The following is a 17,391-nucleotide window of genomic DNA, read 5'->3' on the forward strand; positions in this document are numbered from 1 at the left end:
TTAACAAACGAAAAGAGACATTTCAGTGCCTGAGAGATGGGTTAAGGTATACGTATCAGTAACAGTCAACAAGCCTTACCCGGCGCAATACCGGGTAAGAGGGACGGCAGGAAAAATAAGCAAATGGCATTAGCAGTTTTCAAAACCCGGACAGCACAATTTTGCCTTTTGCCCGGCCACTTTCCAGCATGGCATGCGCCCGGCGTAAGTTTGCCGCACTCATCACCCCGTAATGTTCGCCCACCGTTGTTTTCAGTGTTCCGGCATCAATAAGGTGGCTGACATGGTCAAGGATTTCATGCTGGCGAATACGGTCTGGTGTGGCAAACATGGAACGTGTGAACATGAGCTCCCAGTGCAAAGAAATTGCTTTCTTTTTTAACGGCATAACATCAAGAGTGGCCGGGTCATCAATTACCCCGAAACGCCCCTGTGGCGCCAGCACATCAACGCTATCAGCAAAATGCTGCTCTGTGTGGGTGAGGCTTGCGACATAGCGCACAGACTCAATCCCGGCTTGCTGTAAGCCTTCACGCAATGGTCGGCGGTGGTCGATAACATGATGTGCGCCAAAACTTTTTACCCACTCCACTGTTTCCGGGCGGGAAGCTGTACCAATCACCGTCAGGTTGGTCAGCTTTCTTGCCAGTTGGGTCAGCATGGTGCCCACACCACCGGCTGCGCCAATAATCAACAACGCTGCGTGTTCATCTTTTGCCGCATTAAGTCTGTCAAACAACAGTTCCCATGCTGTAAGTGATGTTAAAGGTAATGCTGCAGCATCTGCCACACTCAGCGAAGCCGGTTTGTGCCCGGCGATAAATTCATCCACCAGCCCATATTCGGCATACGCCCCCGGGCGGGTAATATCACCTGCGTAATATACTTCATCACCCGGTTTAAACAGGGTTACGGCTTCACCCACCGCATCAACGATACCAACGGCATCCCAGCCAAGAATACGCGGCTCAGCCACGGCTGCACTCTGGCGAACTTTCATATCTACCGGGTTGACCGCAATCGCCTGGATTTTTACCCGCAGATCATGGGGACCAGGCACTGGCATGGGGAGTTCTGTTTCATATAACGCCTGTTCATCGGTAATCGGTAAACCATGCTGGCTATAAACAATCGCTTTCACAACCTACCTCCTGTTCGTGGCAAAGGGCAATTAACATCTCAATTAAAGTTGGTTAACGCAGTCTACGCCTGGCAGATAACCAGAAAAATTAGCTAAAATGAGCAACACTTTCACTCCTGGAGTGTAAATCGAATCAGTTGTGAGAGGCCGCCTGTGATTCGTCTTGAAGATGTTCATTTGTTTATTCGTTCAGCGCTGCTTGGCAGTTTTTCCGCCGCGGCTCGCGAAGCCAGCCTGTTGCCAGCTCAGGTCAGTGCAGCCATTCGCCGCCTGGAAAGGGATTTGGACACTCGCCTGTTTGCCCGCTCCACCCGCAGCCTGCGCCTGACCGCTGAGGGTGAGAAATACTTGCCCTTTGCCCGGGAGATGCTCAGCGCAATGCAGGCTGGCGCTGAAAGTCTGCGTACCAGTGAGCAGGATTTCCAGGGAGAATTAAAAATAGCGATGCCCTCCGATGTGGGGCGTAATGTGCTGCTTCCGGTTATTACTGATTTTTGCCGGAGCCACCCGCGTATCAGCCTGCGTTTATTTCTATCCGACCACGTCAGCGATATCTTCCGTGACCCGGTGGATATTGCCATTCGCTATGGTGTACTGAACAACCGTGATTATGTTGCTCTGCCGCTTGCCCCGGAGAATCGCCGGGTACTGGTTGCGTCACCAGCATACCTTGATGAACACGGCAGGCCTGAATCACTGGAAGATATCCTTCACCACCCATGTCTGGCATTTACGCTCAACAACACATTTGTTGATAAGTGGTCATTTCCGGTGAACGGAGCAGTGCAGGAACTGCCAGTGGCAGCCAGGTTGCTTTGTGATGATGCCGATGTGGCCCGGCGCTGGGCAATTGAAGGGATGGGTATCGTCTACAAATCATGGCTGGATGTTTGCCACGATGTCCAGAACAACAGGCTCGAAGTTGTTCTGCCAGACCAGGCAGGGGAAACCGCGCCGTTAAACCTGATTTGCCCGCATCGTAAACAGTTCTCCCCCGCAATCAGAACCCTGCACAGTAATCTGGAAGAGCATCTGGCGGCGATTACCAGAGCACTGGATCATTACACCGGCTTTGGTGAACAACACTGACACTTACCACCACACAACACAGGGTTAAGTGTGCCTGTGGGATTAAATCCAACGGCACAACCACCAATATTCCAGCCCCCGATTTTGTGCTGATAACTGTTTGACTCTGCAACATGGTTACATGATAATCGAAATAGTTATCATTAACATAAGCAAATAATAATTCATCTCAAAAAAGGGTGTAATCATGGATCTGCAGAACTCATCTTTTAAACGGCATTTCTCTCACCTGGCGCTGGCGGTAATGCTTGGCGGCATGGCATTTGCTACCCTGGCCGCAGATACTGTTTTGCGCAAACCTGTTGGTTTTGGGGAGTACGAAATTGTTTATAACCCAAATAACAATGCGGTATATGCAGCAACAATCAAGCAGCGCGGCGAGCCTGGCGGTGCTGTTTACCAGCTAAACGCTGCCACACTGGATACAACTCATATTATTGATACACCGAACAAAGCTTTTGGTGCAGCGCTGAACAGTAAAACCAATACTCTGTATTTCGGCGATACCTTTACCAGTGCCCTGATGGCAGTGGATGCCACGACAGGTAAAGTTGCCGGCACTCTGGCCCTGGTACCACAGGCCGCCGCGCAGGATAAAAAACCGGGTGCAGAAAAAAACCGCCCACCTGCGCCGCGTGAACTGGCAGTTGATGAAGCAACCAATACCATTTACGTTGGCGGTATTGGCCGCGCTGACAGTGTAATCTGGGTGGTGGATGGCAAAAACCTCACACTGAAACACACCATTACACACCTGGGTAAACTGAATACCGGGCTGGCGCTGGACAGCCAGACCAGGCGCCTGTACACCACCAACGCAGATGGCGAGTTGATTATTATCGACACCACCAACAACAAGGTTCTGGAACGCCATAAAATTGTTGATGATGGCAAAGACCATATGCTGCTGAATATCAGTCTGGATACCCAGGGCCAGCGCGCCTTTATTTCTGATGGCAAACAACCTGGCTTATTTGTGGTGGATCTGAAAACCAATAAAGTGGTTAACCATATCGCCACACCAACGTCTGTAGCCGTGCTGTTTAACGCGAAGCGTGACGAAATTTATGCCACACACCGCACAGACGGCTCAGTCAGCATTATCGATGGCAAAACCCTGGCGGTAACCAAAACCATTAAGTTACCGGTTCATCCAAACAGCCTGGCTGTTTCACCAGAGGGTAATACGCTGTATGTCACGGTTAAGCAGGAAGCAACCCGCACCAAACCAGCAACCGCTCCAGATGATATTGTTCGCATCGCACTGAATTAATTCGCACAGGCAATGCCCGCCAGGGTATTGCCTGTTGTATTCAATGCCCACCAACTACAGAGCATACTGCAGTGACAACGGCTCACACAGTGGCGTATAAGCCGTTCAAATTAACGAAATGAAGTAAAGATTAACCCAGAACCGCAGTGCTCAGACGGCAGGTACAGCAACGCCGCCCTTGTTCATCAAACACCACGATTTCCCAACTTTGGCTTTGCCGCCCAGGGTGCAGTACCGTACAGCGCCCACGAACCTTGCCCTGAGCCACCGGGCGGTGATGAGTGACATTTAATTCAGTACCCACCGCACATTGCCCTTCCCGGGTAGTCAGAAAACAGGCCATTGAGCCTAATGTTTCTGCCAGTGCAGCGGATGCCCCGCCGTGCAGCAAACCGAAAGGCTGAAATGTCCGGCTGTCTACCGGCATTTCCGCCTCAAGGTAATCTTCGCCTAATGCGGTATAAACAATACCCAGTTGCGCCACCAGAGTATCTGCACTGGTGGCATTCAGTGCCTCAAGAGACAGTTGCCGTTTCCACACAGGCTATGCCCCCAGAGTTGAGCCACCGTCCACCACAATATCCTGCAATGTGATGTGGCTCGCGAGTTCGGAGGCCAGAAACAGCACAGTATTGGCGATCTCCTCAGGCCGGGCGATTTTCCCCAAAGGTATCCCCAGCTTGAATTGCTCAGCGAAACCGCGAATACGTTGCTGTTCGGCATCATTGCTCAGCCATAATGTGCGCTGCATGTCGGTATCCGTTGAACCGGGTGAGACCAGGTTACAGCGTACACCAAATGGGGCCAGTTCCAGCCCGACAGTTTGCGCCAGGCTTTTCAGCGCCGCTTTAGAAGCACCATAAGCACTCATACCAATACGTGGTGTATGTGCAGCATCTGAAGCAACGGTCACGACAGCCCCGCCTTTCTGGTGGCGAAACTGCGCCATGGTATGGCGGAACAGGTTGAACGCGCCGCCCACGTTAACCGCAAAGGTACGATGCCAGGCTTCAGGGGTGAGTTCATCGGTTGCGCCCATAGTCAGAATGCCGGCGGCATTCACCAGCACATCCAGCCTCTGGATTGATGCCAGTTGCCCCTTGCAAACGTCACTTACCTGCTGGTCATCCGCCACATCCATCATCACAGTTGAAAAGGTGTAGGTATTCAGCGGGAAAGCGAGGTCGAATCCGGTGACATTCGCACCTGCGGCGGCAAAGGCCTGCGCCGTCGCATAGCCAATACCTTTGCCCGCGCCGGTCACCCACACGGTTTTGTCCTGAAACCCAGGGGTCATACCCGAACCTCGCGGGATAACAACGCCCACCAGGCATCAATAGTGGGGGTTTTCGCCAGCATGACGAAGTCAATATCAGGGTGAACCTTACGCCAGCGTGCTGCCAGCGCCATCATCCGCACGGAATCCAGGCCGAAATCCACCAGATTTTCATCATCCATGGGTTCATCTTCTTCATCAATCAGTGGGCGAATAATCTCCCGCAGATGCCCTTTACTGGCAGGTAATGGCACCACATCCTGGGTCATTACCACCTGTCCGGCGCAGCCAGCCACATAGTTGAGTGCCATCAGGTGTTTTTCACGGCTGAAGTCCGCCAGGGCATCAGCCACCATAAACGGCTGAATGTCACGCATAAAGGCATCCGTGGCCGTCGTCATGCAGCCAATATGGGCATACACGCCAGTAATAATCAGTTGGTCGCGACCACTTTCTTTGAGCAACTGTTCCAGCGGTGAGCGATGAAACGCGCTGTAGCGCCACTTCACTAAGACGGTGTCATCTTTATCTGGTGTGAGTGCAGCCATCACTGCCTGTTGCTCCGGCGATTTGGTCAGCCCAGGCCCCCACATATCATTCAATAAAGCTCTGTCTTCTGCTGGCTGGTCTTTTGGCTGCGCAGTGTAATAAACCGGGATCCCCTGCTGCTTGCAGTGCTGGCGAAGGGTAGCGATGTTATTCACCACCTGGTTAATCATGGCGTTATTTTCCCCCCAGAACCCCAAGAAATACTCCTGCATATCGTGAATCAGCAGTGCTGCACGGGCAGGGTCCGCTTCCCAGTTGACTTTGCTGACCGGTAACTCACTGGCTTCAGGCAATGTATAAGCCGTTAATTTTGGAATCGCCATTTCACTCCTCCTCAGGTTGCGTCGCGTTCAGCCATCCAGCGGCGAAGCGCTTTTTTATCTACTTTGCCCACAGCCGTCAGCGGCAGGGCGTCCACACACACCACCCGGTCAGGTAGTTTGTAATCCGCCACGCCAAGGCTGCGCAGAAAACGCCGAATATCCACAGCGCGTAACGGTGCAGAAGTAACCAGGTAAGCGCAGCTCTTTTCCCCCAGCAAAGGGTCTTCAATACTGACCAGCCCGGCATGCACCACAGATTCATGGCGTTGCAGCAGGTTTTCTATTTCTTCTGCCGCAATTTTCTCACCACCACGGTTTATCTGATCTTTCTCGCGCCCCTGAACAGTGATGTAACCCGCTTCATCAATCGCAATCAGGTCGCCAGAGCAGTAAAAACCGTTCTGGTCGAATGCGCTGGCATTGTGTTCCGGGCTGTTGAAATACCCACGGAAGGTATAAGGCCCACGGGTCATCAGACGCCCCACCTGGCCTGTTGGCAGTGGGTTATTGTTTTCATCTGCCACCCAGACTTCGTCATCGGGGCACATAGGTTTGCCCTGAGTGTGGATAATGCGTTCTGGTGAGTCATCCAGCCGGGTGTAGTTCACCAGCCCTTCTGCCATGCCAAACACCTGCTGTAACTGGCAACCCATTTCTGCCGGAATTCGTGCCGCAAGGGCCGGTGACAGGCGCGCGCCCCCTACCTGTAATAACCGCAGTGATGCAAGTTGCTGGTTACTGCCCCACTCACTAATAGCCTGCAACCACAAGCTGGCCGCCGGTGGCACCAGGGCTGTGACATTGATTTGGTGCTGTTCAATTAAGGGGAAGCACAAAGTGGCGTCCGGGTCTGAAGCCAGTACCACACAACCGCCAGCCAGAAAGACCCCCAGTGTTCCCGGTGAACTCATGGAATAGTTATGGGCGGCAGGCAGCGCGCACAGGTAACGGGTTTGTGCACTGAACCCACACACTTCGTTACTGCGGCGAATGCTGTAGTAATAATCGTTGTGCGTGCGGGGAATCAGTTTAGGTGTGCCGGTACTGCCGCCGGATAACTGAAAAAACGCCACCTGGTCTGCCGGGCCGGGGACCAGTTCAGTACCACCAGCCGGTTGTTCAATCGCCGCAGTCAGGCTCTGTGAGCCTTGCGTCCCCAACAGTAAAACTGTGCGAATGGAAGCATGCCGGGTAACAAAATGGTCCACCGCTTCTGCATTCTGGTAAAGGCTGTGCTGCTGGTCGGCAATCAACAATGTTGGCGAAATTTGTACCGCGTACGCATCCACTTCATTACGCTGATGACTGAACAACGCATTAACCGGCACTACGCCAATTTTCAGCAATGCGAAGAAGGTAATAAAAAATTCCGCGTTATTGCCCAGATGCACCAGCGCAGTGTCACCGGGTTTAACCCCACGGTCTAACAGGCTGGCCGCCAGATTGCTGGAAAGCTGGTCGAGTTGTGTGTAACTGAACGACCGTGCGCCATCAACCAGCGCAACAGACGGGTTTTCACATTGGTTTTCAATAATGTCTGTCAGGGGACGGTCCAGCCAGTACCCTTTTTCCCGGTAACGCCGGGCGAATTCATCTGGCCAGGGAGTGAAAGGAATAGCCATTGGTATGTCCTTGTTCATTAATTCAACCCGAACACATTGAGCATGGTGGAGAGCTTAACGCCGGTCTCCTGCCACTCTTTTTCAGGCAACGATGCCGGTACAATTCCTGCGCCAGCAAACAAGCGCACCTGGTTACCATTCAGCGCGGCACAGCGAATGGTAACCGCCCACTCGCCATTGCCCTGTTCATCACACCAGCCAACAATGCCACCGAACAGTTCGCGGTCGAATGGTTCCAGTTCGCGTATCAATGAGGTGGCAATCTCATGAGGGAAACCACTCAGTGCTGGCGTCGGGTGTAGTCGGCTGGCAAGGGACAACACATTGTCACCCTGGTTGGCTATGCCATGTATGGAAGAAGCCAGATGCCACAACGTGGGAGTTGAGATCAGTTGTGGCGAAGCGGGGATATCCAGCTGTTGGCAGTGTGGCGCGAGGACGCTTTTCATAGCCTGCACCACCAGCGCGTGTTCATACTGGTCTTTTTGTGAAGCCAGCAGTTGCTGCCCGGCAACGTTATCCAGCACAGCATCATGGTGGCGATGAGCAGAACCCGCGAGGGGTAGCGAAGCGAACGCATCCCCCTCTTTACGCACCAGTAATTCCGGGCTGGCCCCCAGTAAAACGCCCCCATCAGCCAGTGGAACATGGAAATTAAAACTGCCCGGGTTTTGCGCACTCAGTTGCCGGAGCAGCACAATGCTGTTCAGTGGGGATTGCGCAGTAATGTCAATCAGCCGGGATAAAACAATTTTGTCCACTTGCGGGGTAGCGGTTAATGCCACCGCCCGGGCAACCATTGCTTCAAAGGTCGCCTGTTCAGGAATAGCTTTTCGGTGCACCACCGTCAGGGGATTTTTTTCAGGCTTATTCACCTGGTTTAGCCAGGCTTCGCGTGAGAATTCCGACCAGGTTTCAGGGACAAATAACGCGCAAGGCTTACGCGTATCGAAAGGAATCGCCCCAACCACAACAGGCCGGGTTAACCCGGCATCATGCGCCTTAGCAAACGCATCAGATAACGCCTGTTGAAACGGGCTGTCTGCATCCTCACCACCTGCCAGCGGTGTGGTAATGCGGGAAAAACACCCCTGCGTCACCAGGCTGCGAAATGGCGACATAAAAAAGAAGCTATCGGATCTCAGTATTGCAGTCATTGACTGAATCCCCACCCTCAGAAACATCACTGTCACTTATCCTCAATAGTTCTGGCCGCTGTGATTTTGCGTTGTACCAGAATTATCTTCGGGCCATTAACGAAATGATAAATATTTTAATAACAATTATCATTTACATATTTTATGCCTGCTACCCTAAAAGCAACCAAATGGGATGTCAACCACACAAACCATATGAGCAGTGGGCTGGTGCTATTTTCGACCTGAGCGTTTCCCGTAAAATCGCCCCATTCACCACCAGGCCATATCCGGCAAACTGCCAGAGGGCGACCAGTGGCACCCCATTTTCAGACATTCCTTACATAAAACTTATGCCTGCCCGGGCGTACCGGAGGCAGAAGAGACCGCCTCCTGGTGAAAGCGGCGCAGTTGCCCCAGACTGAGTAACAGGATTACCCCAATAATGCACAGTACAACACCGCTGACACTGGCCGAGTGTGCTGGCGAAACAACCGCCCCCAACCCACCCAGCACCGCTGCGCCAATGGCATCGCCAGTGACGTTTTGCGCCGTCCATAAACCATTTATCCGGCCCAGCATGTGTTCCGGTGTCTGGGTTTGTAGCAAGGTGTACTGGAGTAGCGCACTGATGGCGCTGAGCCAGCCAAATCCCACCAGGCACACGACACCAGGCAACCAGGCTGGCATAAGCCCGAACAGAGCAATAGCAATAAACGCCCCCAGCGTAGTCAGGAGCATCAATAAACCGGGGCGTGGGTGATGCGCCAGGTTACCACTGGTTAGCGCCCCCACCGCAGCGCCAAGTGGTATAGCCGCATACAACAGACCAATATGGGAGTCAGATACCTGCCAGACTTCGGCCAGCGACGGGTACAGCACCCTCACGGCACTCGCCATGGTCACCAACCCACCTGACAATGCAATGCCGCCAATTAACGGGTTTTTCACCAGGTAATGCCCGGCACCGAGCAGTGATTTCAGTGGGTTTTCCCGCGGCTGAGGCGGAGGAGGTAAATGGGGCAGGAACAGCAAAGGCAACAGTGTGATAAATGTCCCCAGTGCCGCCAGGCCATAGTTCCATTCCACACCGCCACTCGCCAGTAACAACCCACCCAGCATGGGGGAAATCACTGACCCAAGGCGCACCGTCAGCATGGTTATCGCCCCGGCCTGCATCAGATTTTCGCGGCCCACCAGCGCCGGTGTTGCCGCCAGTAAGGCCGTAACGCCCAGTGAAGCAAAGAAACCATCCCAGATACCCAGCAAATAAATCACCACCAGTGATGGCGCTGGCAATAACGCATTGATGCACAGCCCAATAAACCCGACACCACAGGTGGCTCGCGCAAACAGAATCAACTGCTTACGCTCGTAGCGGTCGGCCAGCACGCCGCCCGTCATCAGGCCAATAAACATCGCTCCGCCAGTCAGTGTCACCGCCAGGCCTACCATCCAGGTTGACTGGGTAAGAGTCTGGATTTGTACCGGCACCGCCACCCCTAATAACCCTAGCGAGAGGATGGAAATAAACCGGGCAAAGAACACAGCGCGGAATGCCGGGTGTGTTTTCAGCAGGCTGAGATTAAGCCAGCGTGAAGGCGGCCTGTTCATAAAGGTGCTCCCAACAATTGACTGATTTGCGGGCCAATAGTGGCAAAGGCATCCGGCGTAATAATCCCGGCATGAGTACATGGCTGGTGATATACCGACAATGACCCGCTCCAGGGTGCCCAGGCGCTGTGCGGCTCAAGCCCGCTGGCGAGTGTCTGGTCTGCCACAAACAAGGTGGCATGCCCGTTAAAGCGCTGGCTTCGCGCCGTTGCCAGTAAACGAACGGCATCGGCATAGTTGGCCTCAATAGCGCTGAACAATTCATCCGCCGCATTTTGCCCCTGCTGTGCCGCGATAAAGGCTTCACGTTCATGGGCGATTTTCTCAAGCACTTCCGGGTCAGGCTGCTGGTGGTCTTTACCTGACCAGTTTTGTGTTTCTGGTGGCCAGGTGTCGAGCAACCCAAGGAAAGCTACGGTTTCGCCCTGTGCTTCCAGCCTGGATGCCAGAGCATGAGCGAGGGTTCCCCCTAATGAATAACCAAGCAGATAATAAGGCCCGTGGGGCTGATGCGCAGTCAGTATGGCAAGATGGTGCTCACACAATGCTTCAAGCGTTGCCGCCGACTGCATTGGCCCTGCCGGGCCTGCCGCCTGCACGCCAACCACAGACCAGCATGGTGCCAGGTAGCGGGATAACACGCTGAACTGCCAGGCAAAACCAGAAGCGGGATGGAAGCAAAACAGCGCAGGTCCATTGCCTTCCCGCAAGGTCAGTAACGGCTCAAAACCGGCTGGCTGAGATGAGCCTGAGTTGCCCTGCCCAAGCGCTTCGCTGAGTTTTTCAACTGTGGAGGCTGCCATGATTTGCCCGGGCCGTACCCGCAGCCCCAGTTGGTGGCTCAGTTTGGCTGCAAGGCGCATCGCCAGCAGGGAGTGCCCGCCAAGGGCAAAGAAATCGGCGCTGGCATCGTTGATTTCACACCCCAACAATTGCGCAAATGCGCCAGCAATCAGGCTTTCAGTGCCGGGCAAAGGCGCTCGCCCCGGAGATGGCTGGCGCAGTTGTGGGAGCGGTAGTGCTTTACGATCCAGTTTACCGTTAGCGCTCAATGGCAATGTATCAAGCGTAATCAGGACAACCGGCACCAGGTGCGGTGGCAGTTGCTGGCGTACCTGTTCCAGTAACACGGCTTCATCTGGCACGCAGCCCTCTTCCGCCACCAGGTACCCCACTAACTGGCGGGCATCGCCCCCCACATCTGCGGCATGGTTGAAAACACAGGCATGGGACACCGCCTGGGCAACACCCGGCAGGCTCTGTAATACCGCGTCTATTTCACCCAGCTCAATACGCTGGCCACGGATTTTCAACTGGAAGTCGCTGCGGCCCAGGTATTCGACAGCACCATTGCTTAGCCAGCGTGCCACATCTCCCGTTCGGTACATCCGTTCACCAGCGACAAACGGGTCGGCAATAAACCGGCTGGCAGTTAAATCAGGTCGATGCATATACCCCTGAGCCAGTTGAACACCTGTAAGGTACAGGTCTCCGGCAACGCCAACGGGCACTGGCTGCATCATGTCATCCAGAACTCGCAACCCGGTATTCCACACAGGGAAACCAATTGGCACACTGGGGGTGGTCACGGCGGCCAGAGTCTCGCCATAAGCCGGGTACCAGGAGACATCCACAGCGGCTTCGGTTGGCCCGTACAGGTTATGGAGCGCCACACCGGTCAGTTGTTCCCACTCACGGCATAACCCCGAGGGAAGGGCCTCTCCACTGCAAAAGACCTGGCGTAATGACTCACAATCCTGGTCACGTTCTTTGGTGGAAAGCATGGCAACAAAAGCCGCCAGCATGGAAGGCACAAAGTGGGTGGTTGTTACCCCATAATGGCGGAAAAACTGCAGCATCATTTCCGGGTCACGGTGAGCATCTGGCTCAGCCATAACCAGTTTTGCCCCGGCGATAAACGGCCAGAAGAACTCCCACACCGAGACATCAAAACTGCAGGGTGTTTTCTGCGCAACAACGTCATTCGCCGTCAGGGCATAATGCTCCTGCATCCACAGCAAGCGGTTAACAATTGCCGACTGCCCCACCATAACGCCTTTCGGCCTGCCGGTAGAGCCAGAGGTAAAAATAATGTACGCCGTATGTTCCGGGCGGGAGAGCGCCAGCGGTGTTGCCCCTTGCGTGGGCAGAAGCCCGTCATAACCAATAAACGCGGGCACACCACTATGCCGGAAACGCTCTTGCTGTTGGGGCGTGGTAATCAGTACCGCGGGGCGGGCATCTTCCAGCATCATATGCAGGCGGTCGTCCGGGTAACCGGTATCCAGAGGGAGCCAGGCGGCTCCTGCTTCCACAATGGCATGCAGCGCCAGTGTCAAAAAGACGGAACGCGGCAAAGCGACAGCAACACAATCTCCGGGGCGGACACCCTGCTGGCGTAACTGATGCGCCAGGGCAACCACCTGTTCACGCATTTCCCGGTAATTCAGGCTGATTTCGGCATCAACCAGTGCTGGCGCATCGGGTGTCTGGTTTGCCTGGCGCGCAAGCAACTCACTTAATGTAGTGCGCGGAAGCGGTGTCTCAGTCTGGTTAATGCGTGCCAGTTGAGCCTGTTCTTCGTCGAGCAGTAACTGACTGTCGCCACAGCGCAAACCCGGGTTTGCAGCAAACTGCCTGAGCAACAATGGCAGGCGTTGCATATGGCGGGAGAGGCTGTCCGCCTGGTAGCGGTGAGCATTAGCCAGTAATTCAATGCCGAACGCACCACCCGCTTCACCCGGTAACAACACCAGTTCCAAATCTTTGACCGGGCCGGTGGCCAGGATATGTGTTTTGCCACGCAGGCCATCCATATCAACCTGGTAATCAAACACTTTTACGTTAAATACCGGGCCATACAGTGGTTCGTGGCTGACTACGCGCCCGGTATCCCGCAGGATCTGTTCGGTGTCGTAGCGCTGGTGGCGGCGCATTTTCTTTAACTTACCCGCCAGTGACTGCGCCAGCTCAGCCAGCGTTTGGTTAGGGTCAATCGTGACAGCCAGTGGCAACACATTCAGCACCGGCCCGGTTGAACTCAATGCGGCCGAGCCCATACGCCGCATAAAAATAAACCCGGTGGTATAATCGCGCCGCCCGGATAACCGCCCCAGCCACAGCGCCACCAGAGCCAGAACGATGTCTTCTCCACGGCACCCAGGTACAGCCTGCATAAGTTGGTTAAATACCTGAGCATCAGCCTGCTGAACCAGTTTTATAATCTCATGGCCAGATGCATTGTCCTGTAATGGCACCTCAGATAGTGAGACCGCAGGCGGTAGCTGTTGTGCTTCCTGCGCCCAAAACGCGCTATCCCGTCGTCGGGCCTCACTGTGCTGGTAATGCTGATACTCTTCCACGACATCGGCAAAGGGTGTGAATGGTGAAGCTGGAAGTGGCATGCCGCGCAACAATGCACGGTAAATGGCAGTAATGTGCTGAGTGATGGCAACAAAACTGAAGCCATCCACCAGCAAGTGGTGATAACGCTGATACCAGTACCAGCGGTTGTCACCCACACGATAGATATGGTGGTAAACCAGCGGATTACCGCTGTCCACCCGCAGATTCTGGTTTAAATCCTGCTGCATTAACGCCATTGCCGCGTTATGAGGCGCGGCTTCATGGCGCAAATCAGTCAGCCCGGGAGCAGGCAAGGCCAGGGACTCATCCACTGATTGCCAGATTTCACCGTCTGTTTCATGAAAACGCAGATGAAGGGTATCTGCCTGTGCCAGGCCGCATTCAATTGCACGGGACAACAATGCAGCATCCAGTTCCCCATCGAGCTCAACATAATGCGCCACACTCCATTCACTTTGCGGTGAAGAAGAGAGCTTTTCCGCCATCCAGATGCCAGGTTGTGCCGCCACTAAAGGTAAATTCATGCACTTTCCCCCTCACAACTCACCTGATGACGGGGATGAAGAGACTGCCACTGAGCATTCAGCCAGGTATTACAATCAGCCTGGGGCTGTGCGTTACAGGCAACCTGCCATCCAATAGGCAGCGCGCACTGCTGCGGCCACAAACAATACTGCTGCTGCGCATTACACAAAATGAAAAACAACCCTTGCGGGTTATCGAAGGGGTTGCTGAACTCCATACCTGGCTCCTCTGTCATGAAAAATACGCTTTACTGGCCCAACAGTGGTGCCCAGAGCGTGGTTAATCCGCTGGTTAACCCACCGCGCCAGCAAAACGCGTCATGTCCGCCGTCAAACTGACGCCACAAAACGTTGTACTGTGCGTGTTGTAGTTGTGTATACATGGCCTGACTGGCCCGAAAGATAAGGGGCTCACGTAAGCCCGCTTCAAGAATGATACGAGGACTGCCCGTCGGGAGCTGGCCACTTTGCACCTGATGGATAAGCTCGCCATCCACGGTTTCCCCCCGGTTGGGCCACCAGTAGGAACCAGACAAGCTGAGCGCACAGCCAAAATGCTCAGGCCAGTGTAATGCGGCATATAACGAGGCCAGGCCACCGAAGCTTTGCCCGGCAACCACGGTATGTTGTGCGTCAGGATTAAAGGGGGCAAGCTGCGCAATACGGGGTAATAAGTCGTTTTTCACCGCCAGCCAAAAATCCGGGTTACAGGGTAATTCCCGGCTGCGATGAGCAGTATCGATAGCATCGACCAGTACATAAACGGCCGCGGGCAATTGCCCGGCCAGAGTCAGTGATTGCAGTACCGGCCAGACTGGCATGCTCTGCGCCCAAAACTCCCCGTCCAGCAGTATTGCCAGTGGCCGTTCGGCAGGATCAAAAACCTCACCAGTGGTGTAAACCCAAACCCGGCGGGTATTGTGCAAATGTTCGCTGTACCAGTTAATACACTGTGGTGCTGTGTAAGCCACTTGCGTGTTCTTCCACCCTGGTTGTTCTGGCGCATCCGGCAGTTCCAGACCTGAAACCGGGTGACCACGCCCCCCTCGCCAGCTTAGCGGGTTTAGTGGGTCAGCAATCGCCTGGGGTAACAACCGGCGCCAGCTTTCTCGCAGCGCCATTTTATCGCTCATGTCGCCCTGCATGACAGCTTCACTGAAGTCGTTTTCAGCGAGCGAGGGAATAAGGCAATAGCTGCCACGCCAGTGCGAACTTAATGAGGTGGTCCATGACCAGGCATCGGTACCCTGAGTACGTTGCAGAGACTGGGGAACCGCTTGCTGATGGTGGTCAGTGACCCCGGTAATATAGAGCCATACCCGGCGAACGGGTGAAGTTGATTCATCTCCGTTCGGGTCACGCCACCAGAACGTTACCCGGCACTTATCTGTGCCTTCAGCCACCCACTCCGGGCTTTGTTTATGTTGCCACCACGCATGGCTCCCAAAAGCCAGTTCCATTGCCCAATAACCTCATCGTTAAAATGGTTTTTAACTGTAACAGGAATTGCGCATTATAGTATTGATAATAATTTTCATTTTCAATGTTATTATAATTCTCATGAATGACTTTGGGATGGCAGAAGAAAAGTAACAAAACCCTGTTTTTAATCAGCGTTACTTCTTCAGGAATATCTGTTCTGGAAGATAATTTTCCCCAAAGGGAGAGAGTACAGGCGATGTTTCGTGGGGAATAACCAGTGGAGTTCAAACCAGAAAAACCTTATATGCGGTTTTTCTGGTTCCACAGCCAGCGCTGCGTGATTATTTGGTCAGCTCTGCAGTCATATGAACTTTGTTGTTCGTATTTGCTTCAGTAATATGGTAGGACGCTCCTTCCTGCTGTGCTTTTGCAGCAATTTTTGCTTCAGCGCTATCCAGCGTATCCGCGGTCACACTGACAGATTGTGCAAAGCTTGCAAATGAAACCAGAGTAAGAGCAGCGACAGCAGCGATGGTTTTAATATTTTTCATAGTCATATTCCTTCATTTATTAATTCGTTAATCAACACAAGTGATTTGGTTGAACGATGCCTTAAGGTCAATGCACATATAGTAACCAATGAAATTATATCTATAATAACTAAAAGTGCGCTTATAATTACAATTCGCACATATTAATAAAAATAATCGGGTCCTGGAAAAAGAGATGATGAAGGAATACGATTTAAAATCAGTGGATTAAATGATGTTAACCAGAATAAAACGGAAGGTGTCACCAGGATTATTACCTGGTGAGCAGGACAAATGCCCTGCTCACTGGTTGATGAAGGTTATTCTTCTTCGCCAAAGAACCAGTATCCCTGGTTTACCAGAGCAGTCAGTTCAGCGACAAACGCCGGGTTATTCAGCCCGTTACCCAGTTCCTGTTCACCAATAGTGGTATAGCGGCACAGCGCATCTGCGGCATTGTCATCGCTGGTGTTCAGCGCTTCACTGTGAACAAAGAAATGTTCACCAATATGCAGAACTCTCAGCCCACTGAGCCGGGTCAGGGCTTCACCTGAACGCAGCGCATTAACCACTTCATCAGCCTGATAAGCGGGTTCTGGCGGCGCAATGTCCAGTTCATGGCGTGGCGTAGTGGCAAAGCGGCCAAACCATTGCACAAAGTCTTCGGGCTGGTTGATCAGATCAAGCATCATATTGCGCACCCGATCCAGTTCATAATTCTCTACCCTCCCAGGGTGTTCGCGGCATGTCAGATCCGGATCACTGTAATGCTCACCACCCAGATCGTTTTCCAGCGCATAATCCGCAAAACTGCTGATCAGATCGCGTCCATTAGGCCCACGAAAACCAACAGAGTAATTTAATGCTGTTTCGTGGGTAAAGCCGTCATGGGGGAATCCGGGCGGGATATAAAGAATATCGCCAGGCGCCAGATCTTCATCAATGATTGGTTCAAACGGATCAACATGCAGTAACGCCGGATGTGGGCAGAACTGCTTCATTGGTAGTTTATCTCCTACCCGCCAGCGGCGGCTGCCCATGCCCTGAATGATAAATACATCATACTGATCGATATGCGGGCCAACACCACCACCCGGTACCGAGAACGAGATCATCAAATCATCAAGCCGCCAGTCTGGTAATACCCGAAAAGGGCGAACCAGTTCAGCCGAAGGCGCATGCCAGTGGTTTACCGCCTGTGCCAGTAAAGACCAGCCCGTTTCGCCCAGATGGTCAAATTGTTCAAACGGCCCGTTCCAGGCCTGCCATTCCCCATTCTGCTGGCTCACAATACGGCTGTCGACTTCAGCTTCCATTGCAAGGCCAGCCAGCTCATCTGGCGTAATAGGATCGATAAAATCTGGCAAAGCATTTTTTAAGATAACCGGTTTTTTCTGCCAGTAAGTTTCCAGAAACTCCGGCCAGTTGATATTGAGTTGGTAAGCCATTTATGTGTACCGCGCAAGGGAAATGGGGGCTGATTATAAAGAGGTGGGGTTGCGGAGCTCTTTGTTGTGGGTCAAACC

At 53.3% G+C, this 17,391-nt stretch carries 14 protein-coding genes; 2 read left to right on the forward strand and 12 right to left on the reverse strand.

Annotated features, from left to right (window positions below; genetic code table 11):
• Positions 1-139: 139 nt before the first annotated feature.
• Complete coding sequence (locus A9B99_RS21620) at positions 140-1,141, reverse strand: zinc-binding alcohol dehydrogenase family protein (RefSeq protein ID WP_064601164.1); 1,002 nt, start codon at positions 1,139-1,141, stop codon at positions 140-142.
• A gap of 153 nt (positions 1,142-1,294) precedes the next feature.
• Here A9B99_RS21620 and A9B99_RS21625 point away from each other — a divergent pair, with 153 nt between their 5' ends.
• Both A9B99_RS21625 and yncE read left to right on the forward strand, forming a co-directional pair.
• Positions 1,295-2,230, forward strand: a complete 936-nt coding sequence (locus tag A9B99_RS21625; protein ID WP_064601165.1) for a LysR family transcriptional regulator — start codon at positions 1,295-1,297, stop codon at positions 2,228-2,230.
• Positions 2,231-2,417: 187 nt separating this feature from the next.
• Positions 2,418-3,503, forward strand: coding sequence for a 7-bladed beta-propeller protein YncE (gene yncE / locus A9B99_RS21630; protein ID WP_064601166.1), 1,086 nt, complete (start codon positions 2,418-2,420; stop codon positions 3,501-3,503).
• Between the two features lie 130 nt (positions 3,504-3,633).
• Here yncE and entH read toward each other — a convergent pair whose 3' ends face one another.
• The 11 genes from entH to A9B99_RS21685 form a co-directional block, all read right to left on the reverse strand.
• Positions 3,634-4,044 carry a proofreading thioesterase EntH gene (entH, locus tag A9B99_RS21635; RefSeq protein ID WP_064601167.1) on the reverse strand — a complete coding sequence of 137 codons (411 nt, stop codon included), beginning with the start codon at positions 4,042-4,044 and terminating at the stop codon, positions 3,634-3,636.
• 3 nt (positions 4,045-4,047) lie between these two features.
• Positions 4,048-4,800 carry a 2,3-dihydro-2,3-dihydroxybenzoate dehydrogenase EntA gene (gene entA / locus A9B99_RS21640; protein ID WP_064601168.1) on the reverse strand — a complete coding sequence of 251 codons (753 nt, stop codon included), beginning with the start codon at positions 4,798-4,800 and terminating at the stop codon, positions 4,048-4,050.
• Positions 4,797-5,651: an isochorismatase family protein gene (locus A9B99_RS21645; protein ID WP_064601169.1), complete on the reverse strand. Its 855-nt coding sequence runs from the start codon at positions 5,649-5,651 to the stop codon at positions 4,797-4,799. Before A9B99_RS21645 ends, entA begins: the two co-directional genes overlap by 4 nt.
• Before the next feature lie 11 nt (positions 5,652-5,662).
• The gene (locus A9B99_RS21650; protein WP_064601170.1) at positions 5,663-7,273 is read right to left on the reverse strand and encodes a (2,3-dihydroxybenzoyl)adenylate synthase; all 1,611 of its coding nucleotides are present in this window, start codon (positions 7,271-7,273) and stop codon (positions 5,663-5,665) included.
• A 17-nt stretch (positions 7,274-7,290) separates the two neighbouring features.
• Positions 7,291-8,457, reverse strand: a complete 1,167-nt coding sequence (locus A9B99_RS21655; RefSeq protein WP_064601171.1) for an isochorismate synthase — start codon at positions 8,455-8,457, stop codon at positions 7,291-7,293.
• A gap of 303 nt (positions 8,458-8,760) precedes the next feature.
• Complete coding sequence (gene entS / locus A9B99_RS21660; RefSeq protein WP_064601172.1) at positions 8,761-10,023, reverse strand: enterobactin transporter EntS; 1,263 nt, start codon at positions 10,021-10,023, stop codon at positions 8,761-8,763.
• On the reverse strand, positions 10,020-13,913 hold the full coding sequence (locus A9B99_RS21665) for an enterobactin synthase subunit F (RefSeq protein ID WP_064601173.1): 3,894 nt from the start codon (positions 13,911-13,913) through the stop codon (positions 10,020-10,022). Before A9B99_RS21665 ends, entS begins: the two co-directional genes overlap by 4 nt.
• Positions 13,910-14,131, reverse strand: coding sequence for an MbtH family protein (locus A9B99_RS21670; protein ID WP_064601174.1), 222 nt, complete (start codon positions 14,129-14,131; stop codon positions 13,910-13,912). The genes A9B99_RS21665 and A9B99_RS21670 overlap by 4 nt, the downstream gene beginning before the upstream one ends.
• Positions 14,132-14,161: 30 nt before the next feature.
• Complete coding sequence (gene fes, locus A9B99_RS21675) at positions 14,162-15,373, reverse strand: enterochelin esterase (RefSeq protein WP_064601175.1); 1,212 nt, start codon at positions 15,371-15,373, stop codon at positions 14,162-14,164.
• A 303-nt stretch (positions 15,374-15,676) separates the two neighbouring features.
• A complete protein-coding gene (locus A9B99_RS21680) occupies positions 15,677-15,886 on the reverse strand; it encodes a YdgH/BhsA/McbA family protein (RefSeq protein WP_064601176.1) in 210 nt (69 codons plus the stop codon).
• 299 nt (positions 15,887-16,185) lie between these two features.
• Positions 16,186-17,313, reverse strand: a complete 1,128-nt coding sequence (locus A9B99_RS21685) for a ribosomal protein uL16 3-hydroxylase (RefSeq protein ID WP_064601177.1) — start codon at positions 17,311-17,313, stop codon at positions 16,186-16,188.
• Positions 17,314-17,391: the final 78 nt, after the last annotated feature.

It is taken from the genome of Mangrovibacter phragmitis (assembly GCF_001655675.1).
Lineage (GTDB): Bacteria > Pseudomonadota > Gammaproteobacteria > Enterobacterales > Enterobacteriaceae > Mangrovibacter > Mangrovibacter phragmitis.

Excerpts from the sequence above, each read along its gene's own strand:
- A9B99_RS21680 (WP_064601176.1), bottom strand. The coding sequence starts at position 15,886 with ATGAAAAATATTAAAACCATCGCTGCTGTCGCTGCTCTTACTCTGGTT.
- yncE (WP_064601166.1), top strand. The coding sequence starts at position 2,418 with ATGGATCTGCAGAACTCATCTTTTAAACGGCATTTCTCTCACCTGGCG.
- A9B99_RS21670 (WP_064601174.1), bottom strand. The coding sequence starts at position 14,131 with ATGGAGTTCAGCAACCCCTTCGATAACCCGCAAGGGTTGTTTTTCATT.
- A9B99_RS21650 (WP_064601170.1), bottom strand. The coding sequence starts at position 7,273 with ATGGCTATTCCTTTCACTCCCTGGCCAGATGAATTCGCCCGGCGTTAC.
- entS (WP_064601172.1), bottom strand. The coding sequence starts at position 10,023 with ATGAACAGGCCGCCTTCACGCTGGCTTAATCTCAGCCTGCTGAAAACA.
- A9B99_RS21665 (WP_064601173.1), bottom strand. The coding sequence starts at position 13,913 with ATGAATTTACCTTTAGTGGCGGCACAACCTGGCATCTGGATGGCGGAA.
- entA (WP_064601168.1), bottom strand. The coding sequence starts at position 4,800 with ATGACCCCTGGGTTTCAGGACAAAACCGTGTGGGTGACCGGCGCGGGC.
- fes (WP_064601175.1), bottom strand. The coding sequence starts at position 15,373 with ATGGAACTGGCTTTTGGGAGCCATGCGTGGTGGCAACATAAACAAAGC.
- A9B99_RS21655 (WP_064601171.1), bottom strand. The coding sequence starts at position 8,457 with ATGTTTCTGAGGGTGGGGATTCAGTCAATGACTGCAATACTGAGATCC.
- A9B99_RS21645 (WP_064601169.1), bottom strand. The coding sequence starts at position 5,651 with ATGGCGATTCCAAAATTAACGGCTTATACATTGCCTGAAGCCAGTGAG.
- A9B99_RS21685 (WP_064601177.1), bottom strand. The coding sequence starts at position 17,313 with ATGGCTTACCAACTCAATATCAACTGGCCGGAGTTTCTGGAAACTTAC.